General features: G+C 72.2%; 19 protein-coding genes and 2 pseudogenes. 15 read left to right on the forward strand and 6 right to left on the reverse strand.

The genetic code is table 11. From position 1 onward, the window contains the following. Positions 1 to 177, forward strand: coding sequence for a DUF397 domain-containing protein (locus tag ADL34_RS34950; RefSeq protein ID WP_079034296.1), 177 nt, complete (start codon positions 1 to 3; stop codon positions 175 to 177). Here ADL34_RS34950 and ADL34_RS20220 read toward each other — a convergent pair. Next, a complete protein-coding gene (locus ADL34_RS20220; protein WP_062670159.1) occupies positions 164 to 481 on the reverse strand; it encodes a hypothetical protein in 318 nt (105 codons plus the stop codon). The genes ADL34_RS34950 and ADL34_RS20220 overlap by 14 nt on opposite strands. Before the next feature lie 97 nt (positions 482 to 578). Between ADL34_RS20220 and ADL34_RS20225 the strand changes: the two genes are divergently transcribed. After that, positions 579 to 2,834: an ATP-dependent RecD-like DNA helicase gene (locus ADL34_RS20225; RefSeq protein ID WP_062670157.1), complete on the forward strand. Its 2,256-nt coding sequence runs from the start codon at positions 579 to 581 to the stop codon at positions 2,832 to 2,834. Between the two features lie 265 nt (positions 2,835 to 3,099). Continuing rightward, complete coding sequence (locus ADL34_RS20230; RefSeq protein WP_062670155.1) at positions 3,100 to 4,389, forward strand: citrate synthase; 1,290 nt, start codon at positions 3,100 to 3,102, stop codon at positions 4,387 to 4,389. Between the two features lie 690 nt (positions 4,390 to 5,079). Here ADL34_RS20230 and ADL34_RS20235 read toward each other — a convergent pair. The 3 genes from ADL34_RS20235 to ADL34_RS20245 all read right to left on the reverse strand — a co-directional run bounded on the left by ADL34_RS20235 (position 5,080) and on the right by ADL34_RS20245 (position 8,452). Then, on the reverse strand, positions 5,080 to 7,365 hold the full coding sequence (locus ADL34_RS20235) for a heavy metal translocating P-type ATPase (RefSeq protein WP_062670153.1): 2,286 nt from the start codon (positions 7,363 to 7,365) through the stop codon (positions 5,080 to 5,082). Between the two features lie 7 nt (positions 7,366 to 7,372). Further along, entirely contained in the window at positions 7,373 to 7,612 is a 240-nt protein-coding gene (locus ADL34_RS20240) for a heavy-metal-associated domain-containing protein (protein WP_062670151.1), read from the reverse strand. Between the two features lie 234 nt (positions 7,613 to 7,846). Next, positions 7,847 to 8,452, reverse strand: coding sequence for a TetR family transcriptional regulator (locus ADL34_RS20245; RefSeq protein ID WP_062670287.1), 606 nt, complete (start codon positions 8,450 to 8,452; stop codon positions 7,847 to 7,849). Positions 8,453 to 8,730: 278 nt separating this feature from the next. Here ADL34_RS20245 and ADL34_RS20250 point away from each other — a divergent pair, with 278 nt between their 5' ends. Both ADL34_RS20250 and ADL34_RS20255 read left to right on the forward strand, forming a co-directional pair. Next, positions 8,731 to 10,995 (forward strand): MMPL family transporter, encoded by a 2,265-nt coding sequence (locus ADL34_RS20250; RefSeq protein WP_062670149.1) that lies wholly within the window; start codon positions 8,731 to 8,733, stop codon positions 10,993 to 10,995. 65 nt (positions 10,996 to 11,060) lie between these two features. Then, on the forward strand, positions 11,061 to 12,113 hold the full coding sequence (locus ADL34_RS20255; protein WP_062670147.1) for a zinc-dependent alcohol dehydrogenase family protein: 1,053 nt from the start codon (positions 11,061 to 11,063) through the stop codon (positions 12,111 to 12,113). On the opposite strand, the gene ADL34_RS20260 is transcribed toward ADL34_RS20255, so the two are convergent. Continuing rightward, positions 12,085 to 12,696 (reverse strand): GNAT family N-acetyltransferase, encoded by a 612-nt coding sequence (locus tag ADL34_RS20260; RefSeq protein ID WP_062670145.1) that lies wholly within the window; start codon positions 12,694 to 12,696, stop codon positions 12,085 to 12,087. The genes ADL34_RS20255 and ADL34_RS20260 overlap by 29 nt on opposite strands. Before the next feature lie 52 nt (positions 12,697 to 12,748). After that, positions 12,749 to 12,949 carry a helix-turn-helix transcriptional regulator gene (locus ADL34_RS20265; RefSeq protein WP_062670143.1) on the reverse strand — a complete coding sequence of 67 codons (201 nt, stop codon included), beginning with the start codon at positions 12,947 to 12,949 and terminating at the stop codon, positions 12,749 to 12,751. Positions 12,950 to 13,358: 409 nt separating this feature from the next. Here ADL34_RS20265 and iolC point away from each other — a divergent pair, with 409 nt between their 5' ends. The 10 genes and pseudogenes from iolC to ADL34_RS20310 form a co-directional block, all read left to right on the forward strand. Then, positions 13,359 to 14,309, forward strand: a complete 951-nt coding sequence (iolC, locus tag ADL34_RS20270) for a 5-dehydro-2-deoxygluconokinase (protein WP_062670141.1) — start codon at positions 13,359 to 13,361, stop codon at positions 14,307 to 14,309. A 71-nt stretch (positions 14,310 to 14,380) separates the two neighbouring features. Beyond that, positions 14,381 to 14,564: pseudogene (locus ADL34_RS34955) on the forward strand (Cgl0159 family (beta/alpha)8-fold protein); the annotation flags it as partial. A gap of 304 nt (positions 14,565 to 14,868) precedes the next feature. Next, positions 14,869 to 15,093: pseudogene (locus ADL34_RS20275) on the forward strand (3D-(3,5/4)-trihydroxycyclohexane-1,2-dione acylhydrolase (decyclizing)); the annotation flags it as partial. A 14-nt stretch (positions 15,094 to 15,107) separates the two neighbouring features. Next, on the forward strand, positions 15,108 to 16,610 hold the full coding sequence (gene mmsA / locus ADL34_RS20280) for a CoA-acylating methylmalonate-semialdehyde dehydrogenase (protein ID WP_062670137.1): 1,503 nt from the start codon (positions 15,108 to 15,110) through the stop codon (positions 16,608 to 16,610). 197 nt (positions 16,611 to 16,807) lie between these two features. After that, positions 16,808 to 18,205 carry an APC family permease gene (locus ADL34_RS20285; RefSeq protein WP_062670136.1) on the forward strand — a complete coding sequence of 466 codons (1,398 nt, stop codon included), beginning with the start codon at positions 16,808 to 16,810 and terminating at the stop codon, positions 18,203 to 18,205. Between the two features lie 113 nt (positions 18,206 to 18,318). Beyond that, positions 18,319 to 20,970, forward strand: a complete 2,652-nt coding sequence (locus ADL34_RS20290) for an alpha/beta fold hydrolase (protein WP_062670134.1) — start codon at positions 18,319 to 18,321, stop codon at positions 20,968 to 20,970. Next, positions 20,967 to 21,830 carry an ABC transporter permease gene (locus ADL34_RS20295; protein WP_062670131.1) on the forward strand — a complete coding sequence of 288 codons (864 nt, stop codon included), beginning with the start codon at positions 20,967 to 20,969 and terminating at the stop codon, positions 21,828 to 21,830. Before ADL34_RS20290 ends, ADL34_RS20295 begins: the two co-directional genes overlap by 4 nt. A 175-nt stretch (positions 21,831 to 22,005) precedes the next feature. Beyond that, positions 22,006 to 23,547, forward strand: coding sequence for a vWA domain-containing protein (locus ADL34_RS20300; protein ID WP_062670129.1), 1,542 nt, complete (start codon positions 22,006 to 22,008; stop codon positions 23,545 to 23,547). Positions 23,548 to 23,626: 79 nt separating this feature from the next. Beyond that, positions 23,627 to 25,546 carry an AMP-dependent synthetase/ligase gene (locus ADL34_RS20305; protein WP_062670126.1) on the forward strand — a complete coding sequence of 640 codons (1,920 nt, stop codon included), beginning with the start codon at positions 23,627 to 23,629 and terminating at the stop codon, positions 25,544 to 25,546. Between the two features lie 88 nt (positions 25,547 to 25,634). Beyond that, positions 25,635 to 26,743 (forward strand): glycoside hydrolase family 26 protein (locus ADL34_RS20310; RefSeq protein ID WP_107116128.1); only part of this gene is annotated, 1,109 nt, incomplete at its 3' end.

Consider the following 26,743-nt stretch of genomic DNA (forward strand, 5'->3'; position numbering starts at 1 on the left):
ATGGACAACTGGCGCAAGTCATCCTATTCAGGTCCCGATGACGGCAACGAGTGTGTGGAGATTGCGCACTCGCCCACCCGTGTGGCCGTCCGCGACTCCAAAGACCCACAACGGGCCACCCTCACCTTCCCGGCCCCCGCATTCGCCAGCTTCCTCGCGGGGCTCAAGGAGAGCTGAAGTCCGTCGGGAGTGCCGTCGGAGACGTCCCGTGGCCCGGCACAAAGAGCCGCACGCGCGTCAGGTCCTCCGCCTCCACCCGTACCCGCAGGCCCCAGTGGGCGCTGAGGTGGTGGGCCACGTCGACCAGGCGGCGGCGGTCCTCCACGGTGTACGCCGGGTAGCGGGCGTACCCCTTGTCGGCGATCTCGTTGCCGAGTTCGCGGAAGAGGAGCGCCCGGTAGCGCCGTTCCTCGTCGTCCGTCAGGGGCGAGACGGTCTCCTCGCCGGGCAGCAACCGGACGTTGTAGAGGTCGCGTACCACCGGTGCCCGCCTTCCGTCGCGCTGTCGTGCGCGCGAGCCTACCCGGCCGTGGCCGGACAGCCTCCGGACTGTCACACCCCACGGGTACCGTCGGATCATGTCCAACCAGTCCGCACCGGCCGGAGGGGAACGGCGGCTCGCCACGCTCGAAGGCGTGCTGGAGCGCGTCACCTACGCCAACGAGGAGAACGGCTACACGGTCGCCCGCGTCGACACCGGCAGGGGCGCCGGTGACCTGCTGACCGTCGTCGGCGCGCTGCTCGGCGCGCAGGTGGGGGAGTCGCTGCGGATGGAGGGCCGCTGGGGCTCGCACCCGCAGTACGGCAAGCAGTTCCACGTCGAGAACTACACGACCGTGCTGCCCGCCACCATTCAGGGCATCCGTCGCTACCTCGGCTCGGGCCTGGTGAAGGGGATCGGGCCCGTCTTCGCCGACCGCATCACCCAGCACTTCGGCACGGACACCCTCCGCGTGATCGAGGAGGAGCCCAAGCGGCTCATCGAGGTTCCGGGGCTCGGGCCCAAGCGGACGAAGAAGATCGCCGACGCCTGGGAGGAGCAGAAGGCGATCAAGGAGGTCATGCTCTTCCTCCAGACCGTCGAGGTGTCCACCTCCATCGCCGTGCGCATCTACAAGAAGTACGGCGACGCCTCGATCTCCGTCGTGAAGAACGAGCCGTACCGCCTCGCCGCCGACGTCTGGGGCATCGGCTTCCTCACCGCCGACCGGATCGCCCAGTCCGTCGGCATCCCGCACGACAGCCCGGAGCGCGTCAAGGCCGGTCTGCAGTACGCCCTGTCGCAGGCCACCGACCAGGGCAACTGCTACCTCCCCGAGGAGCAGCTGATCAAGGACGCGGTGAAGCTCCTCCAGGTCGACACCGGCCTCGTCATCGACTGCCTGGCCGAGCTGGCGCAGGTCCCGGAGGACGGCTCGGACCCCGGTGTCGTACGGGAGAAGGTGCCGGGCCCCGACGGCGCCGCCGAGCCGGTGACGGCCGTCTACCTGGTGCCGTTCCACCGGGCGGAACTGTCCCTGTCCGCCCAGCTGTTGCGGTTGCTGCGGACGGACGAGGACCGGATGCCGGGCTTCGGTGACGTGGACTGGGGCAAGGCGCTCGGGTGGCTCAAGGGCCGTACCGGCACCGACCTCGCGCCCGAGCAGGAGGCCGCCGTGAAGCTGGCCCTGACCCGGAAGGTCGCCGTCCTGACCGGCGGGCCGGGCTGCGGCAAGTCGTTCACGGTCCGATCGATCGTGGAGCTGGCGCGCGCGAAGAAGGCGCGGGTCGTCCTGGCCGCCCCCACCGGCCGGGCCGCCAAGCGCCTCGCCGAGCTGACCGGCGCCGAGGCGTCCACCGTCCACCGCCTGCTGGAGCTGAAGCCCGGCGGCGACGCCGCGTACGACCGGGACCGGCCGCTGGAGGCCGACCTGGTCGTGGTCGACGAGGCGTCCATGCTGGACCTGCTGCTGGCGAACAAGCTGGTCAAGGCCGTCCCGCCGGGCGCCCACCTGCTGTTCGTCGGGGACGTCGACCAGCTGCCCAGCGTCGGCGCGGGCGAGGTGCTCAGGGATCTCCTCGCCGACGGCAGCCCCGTCCCGGCCGTCCGGCTCACACGCGTGTTCCGCCAGGCCCAGCAGTCCGGGGTGGTCACCAACGCGCACCGGATCAACGCCGGACAGCACCCGGTCACCGACGGCATGAAGGACTTCTTCCTCTTCGTGGAGGACGACACCGAGGAGGCCGGCCGGCTCACGGTGGACGTGGCGGCCCGCCGCATCCCGGCCAAGTTCGGCCTCGACCCGCGCCGGGACGTGCAGGTGCTGGCCCCCATGCACCGCGGACCGGCCGGGGCGGGCACGCTCAACGGCCTGCTCCAGCAGGCGGTCACGCCCGGCCGCCCCGACCTGCCGGAGAAGCGCTTCGGTGGCCGGGTCTTCCGCGTCGGAGACAAGGTCACCCAGATCCGCAACAATTACGAGAAGGGGGAGAACGGCGTCTTCAACGGCACCGTGGGCGTGGTCACCTCGCTCGACCCGGTCGACCAGCGCCTGACGGTGCTGACGGACGAGGACGAGGAGGTGCCGTACGACTTCGACGAGCTGGACGAGCTGGCGCACGCGTACGCGGTGACGATCCACCGCTCCCAGGGCAGCGAGTATCCCGCCGTGGTGATCCCCGTCACGACCGGAGCATGGATGATGCTCCAGCGGAACCTGCTGTACACGGCGGTGACCCGTGCCAAGCGCCTGGTCGTCCTCGTGGGCTCGCGCAAGGCGATCGGGCAGGCGGTCCGCACGGTGTCGGCGGGGCGGCGCTGCACCGCCCTCGACTTCCGGCTCGCGGGCAGCTGAACGCGCCGTCCGGGCCTCCTGCGGACGCTTCCCTGACCAGCGGTTTCGTAAGGCCGTGAAAAAAATGATCGATCAAATGAGTCGTGAAGGTCACAGACCACTTCCGGATGGGCAAGACAGGGGGCAGGATGGCAGGTTGGCGGCACTCAGTGCCGCCAATAGGCCCAATGGTCGACCCCGAGTGCACTCTCCTGAGCCGAATGGGGGAGGGTAGAGACAGTCAGGGCAACCTCGAAGATGAGGCACAACGTCGGTGAGGGAAGACGTGAGCGACAACTCTGTAGTAGTGCGGTACGGCGACGGCGAGTACACCTACCCGGTGATCGACAGCACCGTCGGCGACAAGGGCTTCGACATCGGCAAGCTCCGCGCCCAGACCGGTCTGGTGACGCTGGACAGCGGCTACGGCAACACGGCCGCCTATAAATCCGCCATCACCTACCTCGACGGCGAGGCGGGCATCCTCCGCTACCGCGGCTACCCGATCGAGCAGCTGGCCGAGCACTCCACCTTCCTGGAGGTCGCCTACCTGCTGATCAACGGCGAACTGCCGACGGTCGACGAGCTCTCGACGTTCAAGAACGACATCACGCAGCACACCCTGCTGCACGAGGACGTAAAGAACTTCTACAAGGGCTTCCCGCGCGACGCCCACCCGATGGCCATGCTGTCGTCGGTCGTCTCCGCGCTGTCCACCTTCTACCAGGACAGCCACAACCCGTTCGACGAGACGCAGCGCAACCTTTCGACGATCCGGCTGCTCGCGAAGCTTCCGACGATCGCCGCGTACGCGTACAAGAAGTCGATCGGTCACCCGTTCGTCTACCCGCGCAACGACCTCGGCTACGTCGAGAACTTCCTGCGCATGACGTTCTCGGTGCCGGCCCAGGAGTACGACCTCGACCCGGTCGTCGTCTCGGCGCTGGACAAGCTGCTGATCCTGCACGCGGACCACGAGCAGAACTGCTCGACCTCCACGGTCCGCCTCGTCGGCTCGTCGCAGGCGAACATGTTCGCCTCGATCTCCGCCGGCATCAACGCCCTGTGGGGCCCGCTGCACGGTGGCGCCAACCAGTCGGTGCTGGAGATGCTCGAGGGCATCCGCGACGCCGGCGGCGACGTCGACTCCTTCATCCGCAAGGTGAAGAACAAGGAGGACGGCGTCCGCCTGATGGGCTTCGGCCACCGGGTCTACAAGAACTTCGACCCGCGCGCCAAGATCATCAAGGCTGCCGCGCACGACGTCCTCTCCGCTCTCGGCAAGTCCGACGAGCTGCTGGACATCGCGCTCAAGCTGGAGGAGCACGCGCTCTCCGACGATTACTTCGTCTCGCGCAGCCTCTACCCGAACGTGGACTTCTACACCGGCCTGATCTACCGGGCCATGGGCTTCCCGACCGAGATGTTCACGGTCCTGTTCGCCCTCGGCCGCCTGCCGGGCTGGATCGCCCAGTGGCACGAGATGATCAAGGAGCCGGGTTCCCGTATCGGCCGCCCGCGCCAGATCTACACGGGCGTCGTCGAGCGCGACTTCGTCCCGGTCGAGGAGCGCTGAGCCGCCCCCTCCGCTTCCTGGAGCCCCGTGTCCGGCCGTTCGGGTCGGGTGCGGGGCTTCCGTGCGTCACGGGGACAGGACGCCGGGGGCGGAACGCCGGGGCAAGGGGCGGGGGGCGAAAGGTCGAGGGGGGTAGGCCGGAGGCCGGGGCCGGCGACAAGAGGCGCGGCATAGAAGAAGGCGCCCTGGCGGCGGTCCCCCCACGGGCCGACGTCCAGGGCGCCTTCCCATGTCCCGGTGCGGATTCCCCCCACGGGATCCGGCCGGGCGTCTGTGAGGACAGCGCCTGAATCGCTGTTGAGCACAATGAGCAGAACTCGACGTACTCATGTATGCGGTTGTTCTGTGCGGTCTGCCGGGACAGCGCACGCTCGGGAGGGCCGCTCAAAGCTTCCCGAGATGCGTGCCCCGGCAACGCAACTCTGAGGAAGTCCCCCAAGACATCCTCAGATGTCAGTGGGCGCCCCCCAAGACGCCGCCTGACATCGCCAACTTAGACCTTCGAACCCCTTCGATGGTTACGTTCGCGTCACTGTGATCTGCGTCTCTTGCATATGTCCGTTAGATACGCAAGAGACCCGATACGGAGACCGGGACTCCAGCGTAAGGATGATGCGTGAGCCTTGTGAAGAGCTTATGTGAGCCTGGCGCCGGACTCCAGGGGGGTCCGGGGGGGTTCTTCCTACGAATTCACCGGAACGTCCGCAGACGCAGGCTGTTGGTCACCACGAACACGGACGAGAAGGCCATCGCCGCCCCCGCGATCATCGGGTTCAGCAGCCCCGCCGCGGCCAGCGGCAGCGCGGCGACGTTGTAGCCGAAGGCCCACACCAGATTGCCCTTGATGACGGCCAGCGTCCGCCGGGACAGCCGGATCGCGTCCGCCGCCACGCGCAGGTCGCCACGGACCAGGGTCAGATCGCTCGCCTCGATCGCCGCGTCCGTACCCGTGCCCATGGACAGGCCCAGATCGGCGGTGGCGAGCGCGGCCGCGTCGTTGACGCCGTCGCCGACCACGGCCACCGAACGCCCCTCGCGCTGGAGCCGCCGTACGGCCTCGACCTTGTCCTCCGGCAGGACCTCCGCGATCACCTGATCGATACCGACCGTGTGCGCCACCGACTCGGCCACCCGCCGGTTGTCCCCGGTCAGCAGTACCGGGGTGAGTCCCAGCGCGCGCAGGGCCCGTACCGCCTCGGCGCTGCTCTCCTTCACGGTGTCCGCGACCGCGAGGACACCCCGTGCCACCCCGTCCCAGCCGACCACGACGGCCGTACGGCCCTCCCGCTCGGCCTCCTCGGCCGCGCTTGCCAGTTCGGGAGGCAGGGCCGTCGTGTTCTCGGCGAGGCGCCCCACGGCGACCTCATGGCCCTCCACACGCCCGCGGACGCCCTTCCCGGGCACGTTGGTGAAGTCCTCGACCGAGGGCAGCAGTCCGGCCCGCTCCTCGGCGCCGGCGGCGACCGCGCGGGCCACCGGGTGCTCCGAGGCGTGCTCCACGGCTCCCGCGAGCCGCAGCAGCGTCTCCTCGTCCACCCCGTCGGCTGCGTACACGCCCTGGAGCGTCATGCGGCCCGTGGTGACCGTGCCCGTCTTGTCCAGCAGGACGGTGTCGACGCGGCGCGTGGACTCCAGCACCTCGGGGCCCTTGATGAGGATGCCGAGCTGGGCGCCGCGCCCCGTGCCGACCATCAGGGCCGTCGGAGTGGCCAGGCCCAGCGCGCACGGGCACGCGATGATCAGCACCGCGACGGCGGCGGTGAACGCGGCCGCCGTGTCGTCGGTGGCGCCGAACCAGACGCCGAAGGTGGCGACCGCGAGGGCGATGACCACGGGCACGAAGACGGCGGAGACCCGGTCGGCGAGCCGCTGCGCCTCGGCCTTGCCGCTCTGCGCCTCCTCCACCAGCCTCGCCATGCGCGCCAGCCGTGTGTCCGCGCCGACCCGGGTCGCCTCCACGACGAGCCGGCCGCCCGCGTTGACCGTGGCCCCGGTGACGGCGTCCCCGACGCCCACGTCCACCGGCGCCGACTCCCCGGTCAGCAGGGCGGCGTCCACGGCGGCCGCGCCCTCCACGACGGTGCCGTCGGTGGCGATCTTCTCGCCGGGCCGTACGACGAACCGGTCCCCGACGGCCAGCCGGTCCACCGGGACGCGGACCTCGCGTCCGTCCCGCAGGACCCCGACGTCCTTCGCGCCCAGCTCCATCAGAGCGCGCAGCGCGTCGCCCGCGCGGCGCTTGGCCCGTGCCTCCAGGTGGCGGCCGAGGAGGATGAACGTGATCACCCCGGAGGCGACCTCCAGGTAGATCTGGGAGGCGCCGTCCCCGCGGGACACCGTGAACGTGAATCCGTCGCGCATCCCGCTCATGCCGGCGTCGCCGAGGAACAGGGCCCACAGCGACCAGCCGTACGCCGCCAGCGTGCCGACCGAGACCAGCGTGTCCATGGTGGCCGCGCCGTGCCGGGCGTTGGTGAACGCGGCCCGGTGGAAGGGCAGTCCGCCCCACACCACGACCGGGGAGGCGAGGGTCAGCGCCAGCCACTGCCAGTTGTCGAACTGCAGGGCCGGGACCATGGACAGCAGGACGACCGGGAGGGACAGCAGCGCGGAGACGGTCAGGCGCTGCCTGTAGGAGTCCGGCCCGGAGTCCTCCGTGCCCTCGGGAGCCGCGGCGGGCTCCTCGGGTGCGGGCCGGGGCGGCTCCGGCTCGTGCGCGGTGTACCCCGTCCGCTCCACGACGGCGATCAGGTCGGCGACGGAGACCTCGGCGGGGTGGCTGACCTTCGCCTTCTCGGTCGCGTAGTTCACCGAGGCGGTCACGCCGTCCATGCGGTTGAGCTTCTTCTCGACGCGGGCCGCGCAGGACGCGCAGGTCATCCCGCCGATGAGCAGCTCGACCTCCGAGGCGGGGGGTGCCTCGGAGGTGGCCGGGGCCTCGGTTATCGCCGGTTCGCCGGTGGTGGTGCGGGGCATGGCGGGATCAGATCCGGCCGACCAGCTCGAAACCGGCCTCGTCGACGGCCTCGCGCACGGCGGCGTCGTCCAGCGGGGCGGCCGAGACCACGGTGACCTCGCCGGTCGCGGCGACGGCCTTCACGGAGCTGACGCCGGCCAGCTCGGAGATCTCGCCGGAGACGGCCCCCTCGCAGTGCCCGCAGCTCATGCCGCTCACCTTGTAGACGGCGGTGACGGAACCGGTGGTGTCGGTCTGGGCGGTCATGTCGTTCTCCTCGTCGAGGCGTGTGGGGCCGAGGGGGTCCGAGGGTCCCCTTCCGGTTTCAACCGTATACCCCTATGGGGTACTGCTCAAAGACGGGTCGGCCCTGTCGGTGCAGCACGCGCGTTCGACGGGTACCGCGCTGAGGCGCCGGGATGCGAGGGCGCGCCGGGATGCGGGTCGCGTCACGATCCGGTGCGCGTCATGACCGGGGGTGCGTCACGATCCGAGCGTGCGTCACGCCGTGGGCGCCGGTCCCGGGGTGCCCGCGCGGCCCAGCCGGTCGCCGACCAGCGGTGCGAGGTAGCGGATCAGGACGTGCTTCAGCTCCCGTACGTACGCCTCGCGCTCGGCGCCCTCGTGGGCGAGCACCAGCTCCAGGCCCGTCTTGTACAGGCCCAGGCACATCTGGGCGGTGCGGTTGAGCTCCGCCGGGTCCGCGTCGGGCAGCAGCGAGGAGAGCAGGGCCTCGATACGGCCCAGCAGCGTCGCGTGCAGGGCGTCGTGCTCCTCCGCCATCCGGCCGGGGACGTCCGGGCCGTGCATCAGGGTGAAGAACACCGGGTGCTCGCAGTTGAACGCGATGAACCGGTCCACGGCCGCGGTGACCGCCTCCTCCAGGGAGGTGGTGGGGTCGACCGGCGCGAGCGCCTCGCCGTACGTCTCGCGCATCTGCCGCATGAGGCGCCCGCCCAGCTCGATGGCGATCGCCTCCTTGTTGGGGAAGAACTGGTAGAGCGTCCCCGGTGACACGCCGGCCTCACGGGCGATGGCGTTGGTGCTGGCCGCCGAGTAGCCGGTGGTCGTGAAGACGGCGGCCGCGGCCTCCAGCAGCTGGGCGATACGGCGCTCGCCGCGGGCCTGCCGGCGGCGCGGCTGCTCCTTCTCCTGGCCGTCCTGGCCGTCCTGGCCCGCTTGGCCCTCCTGGCTCTGCGGGCCGTCCTTCTCCCGGTTGGCGGACACGCGTCATCCCCAGCTTTCCGAACGCGATTGACAAACGCGAGTCACCGCTCGCATTCTAGAAACGCGAGCGATCGCTCGTGTTTGCCAGTCTATGGCAGTGACGCTTCCATGCTGCCCTCCTTGCGCAAGCCGGATCAGGGTGAAGGGGACACCGCACCATGAAGGACGCCGACAGCTCACCCCGGGTCGGAGGCTGGACCCGCTTCGTGACGGCCCGGCCCCGGTTGTCCCTGCTGGTGGCCCTGGTGGTCACCGCGCTCGCCGTGCTGGCGGGCAGCGGTGTCGCCGACCGCCTGGGCAGCGGCGGCTGGGAGGACCCGGACGCCGAGTCCACCTACGCCACCCGGGCCCTGGAGCGGGCGTTCCCCGCCTCCCAGCCCAACCTGCTGCTCCTGGTGGACGCGGGCGAGGCCTCCGTCGACGACCCCGGAGTCGCCGCCGAGGCCGAGAACCTCACCTCCCGTCTCGCCCGCGAGAAGGGCGTCGTCGGAGTCGGTTCCTACTGGAAGGCGGACGCCGCCGCGGCCCCCGCCCTGCGTGCCGAGGACGGGCACGAGGCGCTGATCGCCGCCCGCATCACCGGCGACGAGAAGCAGATGGGCGAGACCCTGGACCGCATCGCACCGGAGCTGCGCGGCGCGCACGGCCCGGTGCAGGTGTCCGTCGGCGGCCCGGTCGCCGTGCGGCACGAGATGCAGACGACCATCCAGGAGGACCTGATCCGGGCCGAGATGATCGCCCTGCCGGTCACCCTCGTGCTGCTCGTCATGGTCTTCGGCAGTGCGGTGGCGGCCCTGCTGCCCCTCGGCATCGGCATCGTCGCGATCCTCGGGACCAACGCGGTGCTGCGCGGGCTCACCGAGCTGACCGACGTGTCGGTCTTCGCCATGAACCTCACCACGGCCCTCGGCCTCGGACTCGCCGTCGACTACGCCCTGTTCATCGTCCGCCGCTTCCGGGAGGAACTGGCCGCCGGTGCGGAACCGCTGACGGCGGTCGGCACCACCCTGCGCACCGCCGGGCGCACCGTCCTGTTCTCGGCGCTCACGGTCGCCGTCTCCCTCGCCGCGATGCTGGTCTTCCCGCAGTACTTCCTGCGGTCCTTCGCCTACGCCGGTATCGCCGTGGTCCTGCTGGCCGCGGCGGCCGCGCTGATCCTGCTCCCGGCGGCCCTGATCCTGCTCGGGCACCGGGTCGACGCGCTCGACCTGCGCCGCCTCTTCCGGCGCGGACGCCGGCCGGAGGCCGCCGAGGACACCGCGCGCCCTCAGGGCGGGGCATGGGCCCTCACCGCACGGGTCGTCATGCGCCGCGCCCCCTTCTTCGCCCTCGGCACCACGGCGGTGCTGGTCCTGCTCGGGCTGCCCTTCCTGGGCGTGAAGTTCGGCACCGCCGACGACCGGCAGCTGCCGTCCAGCGCCGAGTCCCATGTCGTCCAGCAGCACATCCGCGACGGGTTCCCGGGCAGCCCCGGCGGCGGCCTGGAGGTGCTCGCCGAGGGGCGGGCCACCCCGGCCGAGTACACCGCGTACAAGGAGCGGATCTCGGAGCTGCGGCAGGTGCTCCGGGTCGACGGGCCGCTGGTGCGGGGCGAGACGGCGTACTTCACCGTGCTGCCCAAGGGTGAGGCGGTGGACGACCCTGCCCAGACCCTCGTGGGCGAGCTGCGTGCCGCACCGGCGCCGTTCGACACCAAGGTGACCGGGGCGGCGGCGGTCCTCGTCGACTCCAAGGACGCCATAGCCGAGCGTCTGCCGGTGGCGGTCGCCTTCATCGCCGTCGTCACCCTGCTGCTGGTGTTCCTGCTGACCGGCAGCGTGCTGATCCCGCTCCAGGCCGTGGTGCTCAACGCGCTCAGTCTCACGGCGATGTTCGGCGCGGTGGTCTGGGTCTTCCAGGACGGGCACCTGTCCGGCCTGCTGGGCTTCACCAGCCCCGGCTCGATCGAGACGACCTTGCCGGTGCTGATGTTCTGCGTCGCCTTCGGGCTCTCCATGGACTACGGCGTGTTCCTGCTGTCCCGCATCAAGGAGGAGTACGACACGACCGGCGACCACGAGCAGGCCGTCCGGCACGGACTCCAGCGCACCGGAGGTCTGATCACCGCCGCCGCCGTGATCCTCGCGGTCGTGATGGTCGCCATCGGCACCTCCCGGGTGACCAACACCAAGATGCTCGGCCTCGGGATCGCGCTGGCGGTGCTGATGGACGCGATGATCGTCCGCAGTCTGCTGGTGCCGGCCGTCATGCGGCTCACGGGCCGGGCGACCTGGTGGGCACCGGGACCGCTGCGACGGTTCCACGAGCGCTTCGGCGTGAGCGAATCGGACGGCACCCCGGCGGGCGGGGACGGGGCCAAGGCGGGCGGGACGGCCGTCGAGGAGCCGGACCAGGCGCGGGACAAGGTGACCGCACGCGGATAGCGTGACGCGGACCCGCCGGGGAGCGGGACTTCGTGGACACGATCCAGGGGCCGAAGGAGCCGGGGATGCGCGCTGTGGTGTTCGAGCGGTTCGGGGAGCCGGCTCAGGTGCGGGACGTGCCCGACCCGGCCCCCGCGCCGCACGGCGTGACCGTGCGGGTCGAGGCGACCGGGCTGTGCCGCAGTGACTGGCACGGCTGGCAGGGGCACGACCCGGACATCACGCTGCCGCACGTGCCCGGGCATGAACTGGCCGGGGTGGTCGAGGCCGTCGGCGACCGGGTGACCGGCTGGCGGCCCGGCGACCGGGTCACCGTGCCGTTCGTCTGCGCCTGCGGATCGTGCGGGGCGTGTGCGGCGGGCGACCAGCAGGTGTGCGAGCGGCAGACCCAACCCGGCTTCACCCACCGGGGCTCCTTCGCCCAGTACGTCGCCCTGGACCACGCCGACGTCAACCTCGTCGCCGTGCCCGAGGAGATGTCCTTCGCGACGGCGGCCTCCCTGGGCTGCCGGTTCGCCACCGCGTTCCGGGCGGTCGTGCGGCAGGGCCGGGTCGCGGCGGGGGAGTGGGTCGCCGTGCACGGCTGCGGCGGGGTCGGCCTGTCCGCGGTGATGATCGCGGCGGCCTCCGGCGCCCGGGTCGTCGCGGTCGACGTCTCACCGCGCGCCCTGGACCTGGCCCGGAAGTTCGGCGCGGCGGAGTGCCTGGACGTGTCCGGCGTCCCCGACACCGCGGCGGCCGTCCGCGACCTCACCGGCGGCGGCGCGCACCTCTCCCTGGACGCCCTCGGCTCCCCGGTCACCTGCGCGGCCTCCGTCGGTTCGCTGCGCCGCCGCGGCCGGCACGTCCAGGTCGGCCTGCTGCCCTCGGAGTCCGGCACGACCCCCGTCCCCATGGCCCGCGCGATCGCCCTGGAGCTGGAGATCCTCGGCAGCCACGGCATGGCGGCCCACGACTACCCGCCGATGCTGGAGCTGGTGCGCTCCGGTGTGCTGCGGCCCGATCTGCTGGTCACGTCGACGATCCCGCTGGACGGCGTGCCGGACGCGCTGGAGGCCATGGGAGCGGCGCCGGGCGCCGGGGTGACGGTCATCGACCCGTGGAGCCGGACCCGCTGAGCGAGCGGTCGTCGGGGAGACCCGGGTGGCCGCGATGGGCCGCCCACTCCTGCTCGAGCATCGCCATCAGCACCCAGTCCAGCCACCGGCCGTCCCGGAAGTCGGCCTCGCGCCGCACGCCCTCCCGTACGAAGCCGACCTTCTCGTAGACCCGCAGGGCACGGGCGTTGTGGCCGTACGCCTCCAGCTCGATCCGGTGCAGACCGAGCTGCTCGAAGCCGTGGCCGACGATCAGACGGGTGGCCTCCGTGCCGAGCCCCCGCCCGCGTCCCCGCGGCCCGATGAGTGTGCGGAACGTACAGCCGCGGGCGCGCGCGTCCCACTCGAACAGCACGACTTCGCCGACGAGTTCGCCGGTGGCCCGGTCGGTGACGGCGAGATCGAGACGGTCGGTCTGCGCGGACCGCGAGCCGTACCAGTCGCGCAGCCGCTCGACCGTCAGCTCGGCTGAGGGCTCGCCGGTGAAGCGGACGACGTCGGGATCCTCGATGATCTCCGCCATGACGGCGGCGTCGGCCTCGGTGAACGGCCGCAGCACGGTCCGTTCGCCGGTGAGCACGGGTTTGACGGAGAAGTCGCTCATGGGCACGACTGTGCCCCACGGGTCAGGTGGGGCACAGGTGGTTTTTCGTGGGTCAGTCCGGCCTCAGGCCCCGGTTGCGGGGTCGTGAGGCCACCCAGGCGCGGACGGTGTCGGCGTACCAGAAGGGCTTGCCGCCCTCCACGTGGTCGGGCGGGGGCAGCAGTCCGTGTTTGCGGTAGGAGCGCACGGTGTCCGGCTGCACCTTGATGTGCGCCGCGATCTCCTTGTACGACCAGAGCCTTCGGTCGGTCATCGGTGGCACCTCCTCGCGCGCGCCGCGGTGGCGACCGGGGGCCGGCCGTCGGGGGGACCGGGCGCTGCGCCTGGCGTTCACAAGCCTGTGTCCGGTCAACGACGCTCCGTGACGGCGGGCAGGGTCTGTGCGCCGGGTGTGACGCAGGTCCCGCGTACGCACGACATGCGTGACACGGGGGTGGTCTTTGTGACAGGCGTGCAGCAAAGGCGTATGCGGGCGCGTCGGCGTGGCGCGTTGACAACCCCGGCGGTTCACGGACGGTGTCCCAACCCTGCCCGACGGCACCCTCGTTCGAATGTCTGGACAAAACATTGACATGCTTCCCGGGGCGGGCTAGAAAGCCGTGGAGGGCCGCCTCGCCGCGACCCGCGACCGCTGCTCGTGACGAGGGAGACCGAGGGCACCGATGGCGTACGACGTGATCACCATGGGCCGGATCGGAGTGGACCTCTACCCGTTGCAGACCGGCGTCCCGCTGTCGCAGGTCACGTCCTTCGGCAAGTTCCTCGGCGGCTCGGCGGCCAACGTCGCGGTCGCGGCCGCCCGCCTGGGCCGCCGGACGGCCTTGATCACCCGTACCGGCGACGACCCCTTCGGCACCTACCTCCACGAGGCCCTCCAGGGTTTCGGCGTCGACGACCGCTGGGTCACCGCGGTCCCCGGACTGCCCACGCCCGTGACGTTCTGCGAGGTCTTCCCGCCGGACGACTTCCCGCTGTACTTCTACCGGCAGCCCAAGGCCCCCGACCTGGAGATCGACGCCCACGAGCTCGACCTCGACGCCCTGCGCGACGCGCGCGTCCTCTGGGTCACCGGCACCGGCCTGAGCGAGGAGCCCAGCCGGACGGCGACGCTCGCGGCCCTCGCCCACCGGGCCAAGTCCGGTGTCACGGTCTTCGACCTCGACTGGCGCCCCATGTTCTGGAAGGACCCGGAGGCGGCCCGCCCGTTCTACGCCGAGGCGCTGAAGCACGCCACCGTCGCCGTCGGCAATCTCGACGAGGTGGAGGTGGCGACCGGCGTCCGCGAACCCGACGACGCCGCCCGCGCGTTGCTGGACGCCGGGGTCGAGATCGCCGTCGTCAAACAGGGCCCCAAGGGCGTCCTCGCCGTCGACCGGGACGGCGGCCGGGCCGAGGTGCCGCCGCTGCCCGTGACGGTCCTCAACGGGCTCGGCGCCGGTGACGCGTTCGGCGGCTCCCTCTGTCACGGCCTGCTGGAGGGCTGGGACCTGGAGACGGTGATGCGGCACGCCAACGCGGCCGGCGCCATCGTCGCCTCCCGTCTGGAGTGTTCCTCCGCCATGCCGACGACCGGCGAGATCGAGGCCGCGCTCGCCGCGGGGGCCGTCCGGTGAGCGTCGTCGTCGCCGAGCCCGTCCGGCCGCGCGCCCGGCACCCGCGGGCCGCCTCCGAGGCCGCGGACCGCCGGACCCTGCCCGGCGGCGAGGTCGGCGAGCACCAGGACCGGGCATACGAGAACTGGCGGGGCGCCCCTGCGGCTGCCCACGTTGCGCGGTGTGACGGCCGGACGGTCGCTGCTCCACCCGGCCGACGGCGACGTGGCCGCCACGGTGGACACGGCCGTTCACACCGCCGTGGGGCTGTTGTGAGCCCGCCCTGACGACCGGCCGGACGCCCGTGCCCCGCAGACGCGCAGACGCACAGACACACAGCCGTGCAGACGCGCACAAGCGCGGAAGCACGCACGGTCCGGCCAGCACGACCGCCGGCCCGCCCCTCGCGGCGCCGGCCCACCGACGCCTCCGGCGCGGGAGGCCGCTTTGCTTTGGCAGGAGCGAAGAGCGAGCGATGACTCCCCGCCCGCTACGGCCCCGCGCCGGAGGTCCCCGACCCGCATCATGGACTCGTGGGAGGACGCGGCCCTTGACCCCCTCAGCCCTGGACACCGTGAGCGCGAGCACCGCACGGGATCTGCGGGCGGCGCTCGCCGAGGCCCGCGCCGCCGACACTCCCACATGTGTCTACGTCGAGACCGAAACGGCCGACACTGTGTCGGGCCCGCCACCCGCGCAGGCCTGGTGGGATGTACCTGTGGCCGAGACCGCGACCGGAGCGTCGGCGGTGAAGGCCCCCGAGCTGTACGAACGGCACGTGTCCTCCCGACGCCGCCATCTGTGAAGGAGTAACCGGGCATGACGAAGATCGTCAACCACTGGATCGGCGGGAAGACCGCCGAAGGCGCGTCGGGCACGTTCGGGCCGGTCACCGACCCGGCGACCGGCGCGGTCACCACGAAGGTCGCCTTCGCCTCGGTCGAGGAGGTGGACGCGGCGGTCGCGGCCGCCAAGGAGGCGTTCCTGACCTGGGGCCAGTCCTCGCTGGCGCAGCGCACCTCGATCCTGTTCAAGTTCCGGGCGCTGCTGGACGCCAACCGCGACGCGATCGCCGAGCTGATCACCGCCGAGCACGGCAAGGTGCACTCCGACGCCCTCGGCGAGGTGGCGCGCGGCCTGGAGATCGTGGACCTCGCGTGCGGCATCAGCGTCCAGCTCAAGGGCGAGCTGTCCACGCAGGTCGCCAGCCGCGTCGACGTGTCGTCGATCCGGCAGCCGCTGGGTGTCGTCGCCGGCATCACGCCGTTCAACTTCCCGGCGATGGTCCCGATGTGGATGTTCCCCATCGCCATCGCCTGCGGCAACACCTTCGTGCTCAAGCCGTCCGAGAAGGACCCCTCGGCCTCCATCAAGATCGCCGAACTGCTCGCCGAGGCGGGTCTGCCCGACGGCGTCTTCAACGTCGTCCACGGCGACAAGGTGGCCGTGGACCGGCTGCTGGAGCACCCGGACGTCAAGGCCGTCTCCTTCGTCGGCTCGACCCCGATCGCCCGCTACATCCACACCACCGCATCCGCCAACGGCAAGCGCGTCCAGGCGCTCGGCGGCGCCAAGAACCACATGCTGGTCCTGCCGGACGCCGACCTCGACGCGGCCGCCGACGCCGCCGTGTCGGCCGCCTACGGCTCCGCCGGCGAGCGCTGCATGGCCATCTCCGCGGTGGTCGCCGTCGGCGCGATCGGCGACGAACTGGTGGAGAAGATCCGCGAGCGCGCCGAGAAGATCAAGATCGGTCCCGGCGACGACCCCACCTCCGAGATGGGCCCGCTGATCACGGCCGTGCACCGCGACAAGGTGGCGTCCTACGTGAAGGGCGCGGCCGACGAGGGCTGCGAGGTCGTGCTCGACGGCACCGGCCACACCGTCGACGGCTACGAGGACGGGCACTGGATCGGCATCTCGCTGCTCGACAAGGTGCCCACGTCCGCGAAGGCGTACCAGGACGAGATCTTCGGCCCCGTCCTGTGCGTGCTGCGCGCCGAGACGTACGAGGAGGGCCTGGCCCTCATCAACGCCTCGCCGTTCGGCAACGGCACGGCGATCTTCACCCGGGACGGCGGCGCCGCCCGCCGCTTCCAGCTGGAGGTCGAGGCCGGCATGGTCGGCGTGAACGTGCCGATCCCGGTGCCGGTCGGCTACCACTCCTTCGGCGGCTGGAAGGACAGCCTCTTCGGGGACCACCACATCTACGGCAACGACGGCACGCACTTCTACACCCGCGGCAAGGTCGTCACCACCCGCTGGCCCGACCCGGCCGACGGCCCCACCGGCGTCGACCTGGGCTTCCCGCGCAACCACTGACGCGGCCCCCGGGGCCGTCCGCATCGCGGACGGCCCCGTTTTTCTGTCCCGGTCCGCTGCGGTTCCCGCACCTGCGGATCCCGTACGGGCGTAGGGCTTGACGCGACGTTAACGCGCGAAATCATGATCGCGGACAACTGATTCCGTAGCAGGACACCCATTGACGTGACGGTTTCCGTCGATGTTGCATCCCCCTCGTGACCGACACCCTCACCCCCGCCGAGGCCCCCGCCGTCGAGGCGTCGGACAGTCCTCGGCAGCTCAAGCGCTCCATCGGCGTGGTCGGCGGCACGCTGCTCACGCTCTCCTGTGTGACCCCCGCGTCCACGCTCTTCGTGGTGGTCCCCGACCTGTTCGGCTCGCTCGGCACCGCCACGGCCCTCACCATCGCCGTGGGCTCCCTGCTGTGCGTCGCCGTCGCCTTCTGCTACTCGGAGCTCGGCACCCTCATCCCGAGCGCCGGCGGCGAGTACGCGATGGTGTCCACGCTCGCCGGGCGCCTCGCGGGCTGGCTGGTGTTCGTGCTGTCCCTGCTGGTCGTCATGGTCGTACCGCCCGTGATCGCGATGGGCACCGCCGACTACCTCGCCCCGATCGCGCACCTCGACCCCGCCCTGACCGGCGCCGGCGTCATGCTGCTGGCCACCCTCGCCGGCCTGCTCGACCTGCGCGCCAACGCCTGGATCACCGGGGTCTTCCTGGTCCTGGAGGTCATCGCGGCGGCCGTCGTGGCCGTCCTGGGCTTCGCCCACGCCGAGCGCGGCCCCGCGAGCCTCGCCTCCCTCGAGGTGGCCGGCGCGGACGGCCGCACCGACACGGTGACGGCGCTGCTGGTCGTCTCCGGGCTCGCCATCGCCCTGTTCATCACCCAGGGCTTCTCGACCGCCGTCTACCTCTCCGAGGAGCTGGAGAACCCGCGCCGCAACGTCGCCCGCACGGTCCTGGCCACCCTCGCCATCTCGACCGTCATCATCCTGGTGCCGGTCGTCGCCATCACTCTGGGCGCCTCGGACGTCGCCGAACTGACCGGCGGCGACCTCTCCGCCATGGTCACCGCCTGGTCGAACTCCGCCGTCGGAACCTTCGTCAGCCTCTGCGTGGCCCTCGCGATCATCAACGCGGGCATCGTCATGGTCATCCAGAACTCCCGGGTGCTGTTCGCCTCGGCCCGCGACAAGGCGTGGCCCCGGCCCGTCAACGAGGGCCTGGCCCGCCTCGGCCGCTTCGGCTCCCCGTGGGTCGCCACCCTCGCCGTCGGCGTGCCCGGCGCGGCCCTGTGCTTCGTCAACCTGGACACCCTGTACGGCGTCACGGGCGTCTCCGTCACCGGCATGTACCTGCTCGTCGCCGTCGCCGCTCTGCTCGCCCGGCGCGGGCACCACCGCCACACCTCGGCCTGGCGGATGCCGCTGTGGCCCGCGGTGCCGGTCGTGCTGATCGTGGTCCTCGGCTACATCCTCACCCAGCAGGAACCCGTCCATCTCGCGTGGACCGGCGGCATCACCGCCGTCGCCACCCTCTACTGGGCCCTGTACCTGCGCCCCCGCCGCACCACCCGCTGGCTGGTGACCCTGCCCGACGACGCCCGGGACTGACCGGCGTACCGCGCCTGGTGTACGCGGACGGCCCGGCGTACCTCCACAGGAGGTGGCGGAGTTCGGTCCCCGGTCGACAACGGACCGACAGGTTCCACCCGTACCGTTGACGCATGGATCTTCGACTGCCCGGACGGGGCGCACTGCGCGGGCCGCGGCGGCTGCTGGCCGCCGCGGCCGCCGTCGTGGTGCTGGCCGGCGCCGGGACCTGGACCGCGGTCGCCTCCGACGGCGACGCCCCGAAGGTACGGCGCGCCGACCGGGTCATGGCGATGGACGGCGGAGTGCGCGTCGACACCTCGTACTTCACGGCGCCGGGCGGCGGGCGGCGCCCCGCGGTCCTCCTCGGGCACGGCTTCGGCGGCAGCAAGGACGACGTACGGCAGCAGGCCGAGGACCTCGCGCGGGACGGGTACGCCGTCCTCACCTGGTCCGCGCGCGGGTTCGGCAGGTCGACCGGCGCGATCGGCCTGAACGACCCGAAGGGAGAGGTCGCCGACGTCTCCCGGCTGCTGGACTGGCTCGCCCGGCAGCCCGAGGTCCGCCTCGACAAGCCCGGCGACCCGCGCGTCGGCATGGCGGGCGGCTCCTACGGCGGCGCGATCGCGCTGCTGGCCGCCGGACACGACGACCGCGTCGACGCCATCGCCCCGGCCGTCACCTACTGGGACCTCGCCGACGCCCTCTTCCCGAACGGCGTCTTCAAGAAGCTGTGGGCGGGCATCTTCGTCAACTCCGGCGGAGGCTGCGCCGAGTTCGAGCCCACGCTCTGCGCGATGTACGAGCGGGTCGCCGAGTCCGGCGTCCCCGACGCCAAGGCCCGCGAGCTTCTGGAGGAGCGCTCCCCGTCCGCCGTCGGTGACCGCATCAAGGTGCCCGCTCTGCTGTTCCAGGGCCAGTCCGACTCCCTCTTCCCGCTCGGCCAGGCCGACCGGGCGGCCCGCGCGATCCGGGCCAACGGCGCCCCCGTGGACGTCGACTGGATCGCCGGCGGGCACGACGGCGGCGACATGGAGGCGTCCCGCGTCCAGGCCCGCACCACCGCCTGGTTCGACCGGTACCTCAAGGGCGACAAGGGCGCCGACACCGGCCCCGCCTTCCGGGTCACGCGGACCGGGGGCATCGACTCCACCGACGGCGAGGCCCAGCTGCGGGGCGCGAGCGCCGGCACCTACCCCGGACTGGCCGACGGCGTACGGCGGGTGCCGCTCACCGGCGGCGAGCAGTCCGTCGCCAACCCGGCCGGCGCCAGCCCGCCCGCCGTCTCCGCCCTGCCCGGCCTCGGCGGCTCCGGCGGCCTCTCGCAACTGTCCTCGCTCGGCGTCGGGGTCTCGCTGGACTTCCCCGGCCAGTTCGCCCGCTTCGAGTCCGCGCCCGTCGCCGACAACCTGCACATCACCGGCTCCCCGACGGCCACCGTGCACGTGCGCTCCAGCGGCACGGACGCCGTCCTGTTCGCCAAGGTCTACGACGTCGGCCCCGACGGCCGGCAGCAGGTGCTGCCCTCCCAGCTGGTCACCCCGCTACGGGTGATGGACGCCAAGTCCGGCAAGGACGTGCGGATCACCCTCCCCGCCATCGACCACGACGTCGAGAAGGGCCACCGGCTGCGCCTGGTGCTGTCCTCCACGGACCTCGGCTACGCCTCCCCGGCCGCCCCGGCCACGTACACGGTCGGTCTGAAGAGCGAGCTGTCCGTCCCGACGGCCCCCGGCGTCACCAGCGCCGCCACCCCCCTGCCGTCCTGGGTCTGGTGGCTGCCCGCCGCAGGTGCCGCGGTCGCCCTGGCCCTGCTGCTGACGGCCCGCCGCCGCACCGCGGCCCCCGCGCCCGACCCGGAACTGGCCGAGGTCCCGCTGCGGATCACCGGCCTGAGCAAGCGGTACGCCCGCGCGCAGGACCGGTACGCGGTGCGGGAGCTGTCGTTCCAGGTGGAGAAGGGCCAGGTGCTCGGCCTGCTCGGCCCGAACGGCGCGGGCAAGACGACGACCCTGCGCATGCTGATGGGCCTGATCCGCCCCGACGCCGGGGAGATCCGCGTCTTCGGGCACGCCATCCGCCCCGGCGCCCCGGTCCTGTCCCGGGTCGGCGCCTTCGTGGAGGGCGCCGGCTTCCTGCCGCACCTGTCGGGGCGGGAGAACCTGGAGCTGTACTGGAAGGCCACCGGCCGCCCGCCGGAGGACGCCCACCTGGACGAGGCCCTGGAGATCGCCGGGCTCGGCGACGCGCTCGCCCGCGCGGTGCGCACCTACTCCCAGGGCATGCGCCAGCGCCTCGCCATCGCCCAGGCCATGCTCGGCCTGCCGGACCTGCTCATCCTCGACGAGCCGACCAACGGCCTCGACCCGCCGCAGATCCGCGAGATGCGCGAGGTGATGATCCGGTACGCGGCCGCGGGCCGCACGGTGATCGTCTCCAGCCATCTCCTCGCGGAGGTCGAGCAGTCCTGCACCCACCTCGTGGTCATGGACCGAGGCCGGCTCGTGCAGGCGGGCCCGGTCGCCGAGATCGTCGGCTCCGGCGACACCCTCCTCGTCGGCACGGCCACCGCCCTCGACGGACCCGTCGTCGAGAAGGTCGCCGCGCTGCCCGGGGTGGTCTCGGCCGTCGCCACCGACGACGGGCTCCTCGTCCGGCTCGACGCCGACGGCAGCGCCGAGGCCCTGGTCGCCGAACTCGTCCGGCTGGAGGTGCCCGTCCGGTCGGTCGGCCCGCACCGCCGTCTGGAGGACGCCTTCCTCACCCTGATCGGAGGTTCCGCATGAGCACGCTCACCGAGCGCACCGAGGTCGCCTCCGGCTACCGGGCGGGCCGCACCCTGCCCGTGCGGGTCGAACTGCTCCGCCAGCTCAAGCGGCGCCGCACGATGGTCATGTTCGGCATCCTCGCCGTGCTGCCGTTCGTGCTGGTCGCCGCCTTCGCGATCGGCGGCGAACCGGACGGGCGCGGCAACCGCATCACCCTGATGGACACGGCCACGGCCTCCGGCGCCAACTTCGCCGCCGTGAACCTCTTCGTCTCGGCGGGCTTCCTGCTCGTCATTCCCGTCGCGCTGTTCTGCGGGGACACCGTCGCCTCGGAGGCCGGCTGGTCGTCCCTGCGGTATCTCCTCGCCGCGCCCGTTCCGAGGGCCCGGCTGCTGTGGTCCAAGCTCGTGGTCGGACTCGGTCTGAGCCTGGCCGCGATGGTGCTGTTGCCGGTGGTCGCGCTGGCCGTGGGCTCGGCCGCGTACGGCTGGGGCCCGCTGCAGATCCCGACCGGGGGCTCGCTCGCCACGGGTACGGCGGCGCAGCGATTGCTGGTCGTCGTGGCCTACCTCTTCGTGTCCCAACTGGTCACCGCCGGGCTGGCGTTCTGGCTGTCGACGCGGACGGACGCCCCGCTGGGCGCGGTCGGCGGCGCGGTCGGCCTCACCATCGTCGGCAACGTCCTGGACGCCGTCACCGCCCTCGGCGACTGGCGTCACTTCCTGCCCGCGCACTGGCAGTTCGCCTGGGCGGACGCCGTCCAGCCGCACCCGGAGTGGTCCGGCATGATCCAGGGCACCGCGGTCTCCGTGACGTACGCCCTGATCCTCTTCGCGCTGGCCTTCCGGCACTTCACGCGCAAGGACGTCGTGTCGTAGCGCCGGACGGGCCCCAGGTCCCCGCCAGGTCAACGGAGGGTCACCCACCGGTCTCGGCGGGGGCCCGCCGTGCCCGCTTCGAGACCCATCCGCAACGCCCCGTACCGCACGTTCCGGCCCTCTGGCCCGTCACAGTCACAGAAGTCGGCGTCAACGGAACGAGGGGGAACGGACGATGGAGCGACACCACGTGCGACGGCTGAGGGGTGCGCTGCTCGCGCTCACGGCGGGCGGCCTGCTGCTCACCGGCTGCAGCGCACAGGACGGCGGCATGTCGAAGGCGGACCGGAGAACGGACGAGAGGGGCTTCCCGGCCGCCCCCGAGTACGACGGCGACAGCGGTCCGGACGAGCAGAAGAACGGCGACGACAGCCGCGAGTTCGCGCCCGAGCCCGACCTCGTCTCCACCTTCGCCCTGGACGTGGACACCGCCTCCTACGGCTACGCCCGCCGGACGCTCGCCGAGGGACGGCTGCCCGACCCGGCGACGGTCCGCCCAGAGGAGTTCGTCAACAGCTTCCGCCAGGACTACGACCGCCCCGACGGCAACGGGTTCACCGTCACCGTGGACGGCGCCCGCACCGCGCGCGAGGACTGGTCCCTGGTCCGGGTGGGGCTCGCGACCCGGCCCGCCGAGGACTCCGGTGAACGCCCGCCCGCCGCCCTCACCTTCGTCGTCGACATCTCCGGCTCCATGGCCGAACCGGGCCGCCTGGACCTCGCCAAGGACTCCCTCGGCGTCATGACGGACCGGCTGCGCGACGACGACTCGGTCGCCCTGGTCACCTTCAGCGACGAGGCCGAGCGGGTGCTGCGGCCGACCCGCGTCGGCGGGCACCGGGACGAGATCCACGACGCCATCGACAGCCTGGAGCCCACCGACTCCACCAACCTCGGCGCCGGTGTGGAGACCGGGTACGAGACCGCCGAGGACGGCCTGCGCAAGGGCGCCACCAACCGGGTCGTGCTGGTCTCCGACGCCCTGGCCAACACGGGCGACACCGACGCCGACACCATCCTGGAGCGCATCGCCTCCGAGCGCCGCGAGCACGGCATCACCCTGTTCGGGGTGGGCGTCGGCAGCGACTACGGCGACGCCCTGATGGAGCGCCTCGCCGACAAGGGCGACGGCCACACCGTGTACGTGTCCGGGGAGCGCGAGGCGCACAAGGTCTTCAGCCAGGACCTGCCCCGCAACGTCGATCTGACCGCCCGCGACGCCAAGGCCCAGGTGGCCTTCGACCCGAAGACGGTGAAGGAGTTCCGGCTGATCGGCTACGACAACCGGCAGGTCGCCGACGAGGACTTCCGTGACGACCGCGTCGACGGCGGCGAGGTCGGCCCCGGCCACACGGTCACCGCCCTGTACGCCGTGCGCACCGCACGGGACGCCGAGGGGCATCTCGCCACGGCGAGCGTCCGCTGGCTCGACCCGCGCACCCGCGCCCCGCACGAGGAGTCCGGCGGCATCGAGACGGACACCCTGGAGGACTCGGTGTGGAGCGCGAGCCCCCGCTTCCAGGTCACCGCCACGGCGGCCTACTTCGCGGACGCCCTGCGCGGCGGCGACGACCGCCGGACCGTGCTGCCCGGGCGGGACGGCCTGGACGAACTCGCCGAGCGGGCCGAGGAGTTGGGTGCGAGGACCGAGGACCAGGACGTGGCCCGGCTCGCCGACGCGATCCGGCAGGCGAGCCGTCTCACCGGACGGGACTGAGAGGGCCGGGCCCATTGACCTTTACTTACGCATGAGTAAGTTTACTCTCCGGTAAGTACGACGGGCACCGGGAGCCGACATGGGCGTACGCAAGGATCTGAAGCGGGCCGGACAGCGCACGGAACTGCTGGAGCGCTCCGAGGCCGAGGTCGTCAGGGACGCCGGGGGCGTGGTGCGCGAGGCCCGCACCCCGGCCCTCGCGTCCCGCCCCACCACCGGCAGCACCGCCGACCTGCCCTACACCAACGCGGCCCAGGCGCCGGACGCCGTGGTGCTGCGCCGCCACACCGGCGACGGCTGGCGGCCGGTGACCGCGGCGGAGTTCGCCCGTGAGGTCACCGCCGTGGCCAAGGGGTTCGTCGCGGCCGGCCTGGAGCCCGGCGGCCGGGTCGCCGTGATGTCCCGCACCCGCTACGAGTGGACCGTGCTGGACTTCGCGATCTGGGCGGCCGGCGGGCAGACCGTGCCCGTCTACGCCACCTCCTCCGCGGACCAGGTCGAGTGGATCGTCCGTGACTCCGGCGCCCGGCACGTCGTCACCGAGACGGCGCAGAACACCGCCACGGTATCGACGGGCACCGCCGGGCATGAACAGCCCCCGCGCGTCTGGGAGCTGGACGGTGACGCACTCGGCACGCTCACCGCGCTCGGCCGTGACCTGTCCGACGAGGAGGTCGTCAAGCGCCGCGCCGCCCTCACCCCCGACACGGTCGCGACGATCTGCTACACCTCCGGCACCACCGGCCTGCCCAAGGGCTGCGTCCTCACCCACGGCAACCTGCACGCCGAGGCCGCCAATACCGTCGAACTGCTGCACCCCGTCTTCCAGGCCGTCACCGGGCAGGCCGCCTCGACCCTGCTCTTCCTCCCGCTCGCCCACATCCTCGGCCGCACCATCCAGATCGCCTGCCTGATGGGCCGTATCGAGATCGGCCACTGGCCCAGCATCAAGCCCGACGAACTGCGGCCCGCACTCCGGGAGTTCCGGCCCACCTTCCTCGTCGGCGTCCCCTACCTCTTCGAGAAGATCCACGACACCGGCCGGGCCACCGCCGAGAAACTGGGCCGCGGCGCCTCCTTCGACCGCGCCCACCGCGTCGCCGTCCGCTTCGCCGAGGCCCACCTCAGCCACTTCCTCGGCACCGGCAAGGGCCCCGGCCCCGGACTCCGGGCCGCCTTCGCCCTGTACGACCTGCTGGTCTACCGCCGGGTCCGCAAGGAGCTCGGCGGCCGCCTGCGCTACGCCATCAGCGGCGGCTCCCCGCTCGACCGCGACCTCAACCTGTTCTTCTACGCCGCCGGCATCCTGGTCTACGAGGGTTACGGCCTCACCGAGACCACCGCGGCCGCCACCATCGTCCCGCCGCTCAGGCCCCGCCCCGGCACGGTCGGACGGCCCGTCCCCGGCACGGCCGTCCGAATCGCCGACGACGGCGAGGTGCTCATCCAGGGCGGCATCGTCTTCGGCGCCTACCGGGGCGACCCGGCCGCCACCGACGCCGTGCTGCGCGACGGATGGTTCGCCACCGGCGACCTCGGCGCCCTCGACGAGGACGGGTACCTCACCATCACCGGCCGCAAGAAGGACATCCTGGTCACCTCCGGCGGCAAGAACGTCTCCCCGGCCGTCCTGGAGGACCGTCTGCGCAGCCGCCCGCCCGTCGGCCAGTGCCTCGTCGTCGGCGACGACCGCCCCTTCGTCGGCGCCCTGATCACCCTCGAACCGGAGGCGGTGGCGCACTGGCTCGCCGTACGGGGGATGCCCGCCGGCACCCCCATGTCCGAGGTCGTCCAGGACCCCCGGATGCGCGCCGACGTCCAGAAGGCCGTCGACCATGCCAACGCGGCCGTCTCCCGCGCCGAGTCGATCCGCGCGTTCCGGCTCGTCGAGGGGGAGTGGACCGAGGAGAACGGGCTGCTCACCCCTTCGCTCAAGGTGAAACGGCACGCCGTGACCCAGGCGTACGCGGCCGACATCGAGGCGCTGTACGGCAGCTGATGGCCCGTTCGGCGGCGCTCCGATGGTGCCGTCCCGACGGACATGACTTCCTGTCACCTACAGGGAAGGTGCCCGCCGAGGAGGACGCATGGCCCGTGACCGCCGACGGTCCGCCCCGAGAGGACCGGCGCTGATCACCGCCGCGGTGATCGCCGCGTCGGCCCTCACGCCGGGCACGGCCCTCGCGGCCTCCCACCCCGACCCGGCCCACCCGGCCCCCGCGGCCGCCCCCGCGCCTCCCCCCGCCACCTCGCCGCCTCCGCCCGCCGCCTCGCCGCAGCCGCAGCAGGGCGCCCACGCCCCGGCCGGGGCGCCCGCGCACGCCCCCGCGTTCGGGGCGTACCTGCACTACGGGCCCGCCGGGGTGCAGCGGATGCAGCAGCTCACCCACTGGCTCGGCGGGCAGGAACCACGCGTCGGACACACCTATCTGCCCGGTGACCTGTGGACCAACATCGAGGGCGGGCACGGCTTCCTCGACAGCTGGGCCGCCTGGCGGCGCGCCAAGTCCGACCGGATGCTCGTGCTCAACGTGCCGATGATGGAACGCAACGAGAGCGGCCTTTCCGACGCCACCGTCCGGACCCTGCTGCGGCGCGCCGCGTCCGGCGCCTTCGACGAGCACTACGAAGCCCTCGCCGAACGCCTGGTCGGCCTCGGTGTCCCGGACACCGTCATCGTGCTCGGGTGGGAGATGAACGGCATCACCTACACCCACCGCTGCGGCCCGGACCCGGAGAGCTGGAAGCGGTACTGGCGCCGCATCGTCCGCGTCATGCGCGCGGTCGACGGGCAGCGCTTCCGCTTCGACTTCGCCCCCAGCCGCGGCAGGGACGCCGTCCCCTGGCCCGCGTGCTACCCCGGCGACGACGTCGTCGACATCATCGGCATGGACGCCTACGACCAGCCGCGCGGCCTCACCTTCGACCAACAGGTCTCCGAGCCCTACGGGCTGCAGCACCACGTGGACTTCGCCCGCCGCCACGGCAAGCCGATCTCCTACCCGGAGTGGGGCCTGTTCCGCAACGGCGACAACATCACGTACATGCTGCGCATGCTGGCCTGGATGGACCAGCACAAGCCGCTCTACAACACCATCACCGACTACTGCCCGCACGGCGTGTGGCTGTGCTCCGACAACCCCCGCGCCTCCGCCCTGTACCGCCTCCTGCTGTCCGCCCCCCTGTACTCCCGCCC

The organism is Streptomyces sp. NRRL WC-3605, from assembly GCF_001509795.1.
In the GTDB taxonomy this organism is placed as follows: Bacteria; Actinomycetota; Actinomycetes; order Streptomycetales; family Streptomycetaceae; genus Streptomyces; species Streptomyces viridochromogenes.

Excerpts from the sequence above, each read along its gene's own strand:
- iolC (WP_062670141.1), top strand. The coding sequence starts at position 13,359 with ATGGCGTACGACGTGATCACCATGGGCCGGATCGGAGTGGACCTCTAC.
- ADL34_RS20295 (WP_062670131.1), top strand. The coding sequence starts at position 20,967 with ATGAGCACGCTCACCGAGCGCACCGAGGTCGCCTCCGGCTACCGGGCG.
- ADL34_RS20300 (WP_062670129.1), top strand. The coding sequence starts at position 22,006 with ATGGAGCGACACCACGTGCGACGGCTGAGGGGTGCGCTGCTCGCGCTC.
- ADL34_RS20265 (WP_062670143.1), bottom strand. The coding sequence starts at position 12,949 with ATGACCGACCGAAGGCTCTGGTCGTACAAGGAGATCGCGGCGCACATC.
- ADL34_RS34950 (WP_079034296.1), top strand. The coding sequence starts at position 1 with ATGGACAACTGGCGCAAGTCATCCTATTCAGGTCCCGATGACGGCAAC.
- ADL34_RS20255 (WP_062670147.1), top strand. The coding sequence starts at position 11,061 with ATGCGCGCTGTGGTGTTCGAGCGGTTCGGGGAGCCGGCTCAGGTGCGG.
- ADL34_RS20290 (WP_062670134.1), top strand. The coding sequence starts at position 18,319 with ATGGATCTTCGACTGCCCGGACGGGGCGCACTGCGCGGGCCGCGGCGG.
- mmsA (WP_062670137.1), top strand. The coding sequence starts at position 15,108 with ATGACGAAGATCGTCAACCACTGGATCGGCGGGAAGACCGCCGAAGGC.
- ADL34_RS20305 (WP_062670126.1), top strand. The coding sequence starts at position 23,627 with ATGGGCGTACGCAAGGATCTGAAGCGGGCCGGACAGCGCACGGAACTG.
- ADL34_RS20260 (WP_062670145.1), bottom strand. The coding sequence starts at position 12,696 with ATGAGCGACTTCTCCGTCAAACCCGTGCTCACCGGCGAACGGACCGTG.
- ADL34_RS20225 (WP_062670157.1), top strand. The coding sequence starts at position 579 with ATGTCCAACCAGTCCGCACCGGCCGGAGGGGAACGGCGGCTCGCCACG.
- ADL34_RS20250 (WP_062670149.1), top strand. The coding sequence starts at position 8,731 with ATGAAGGACGCCGACAGCTCACCCCGGGTCGGAGGCTGGACCCGCTTC.
- ADL34_RS20235 (WP_062670153.1), bottom strand. The coding sequence starts at position 7,365 with ATGCCCCGCACCACCACCGGCGAACCGGCGATAACCGAGGCCCCGGCC.
- ADL34_RS20240 (WP_062670151.1), bottom strand. The coding sequence starts at position 7,612 with ATGACCGCCCAGACCGACACCACCGGTTCCGTCACCGCCGTCTACAAG.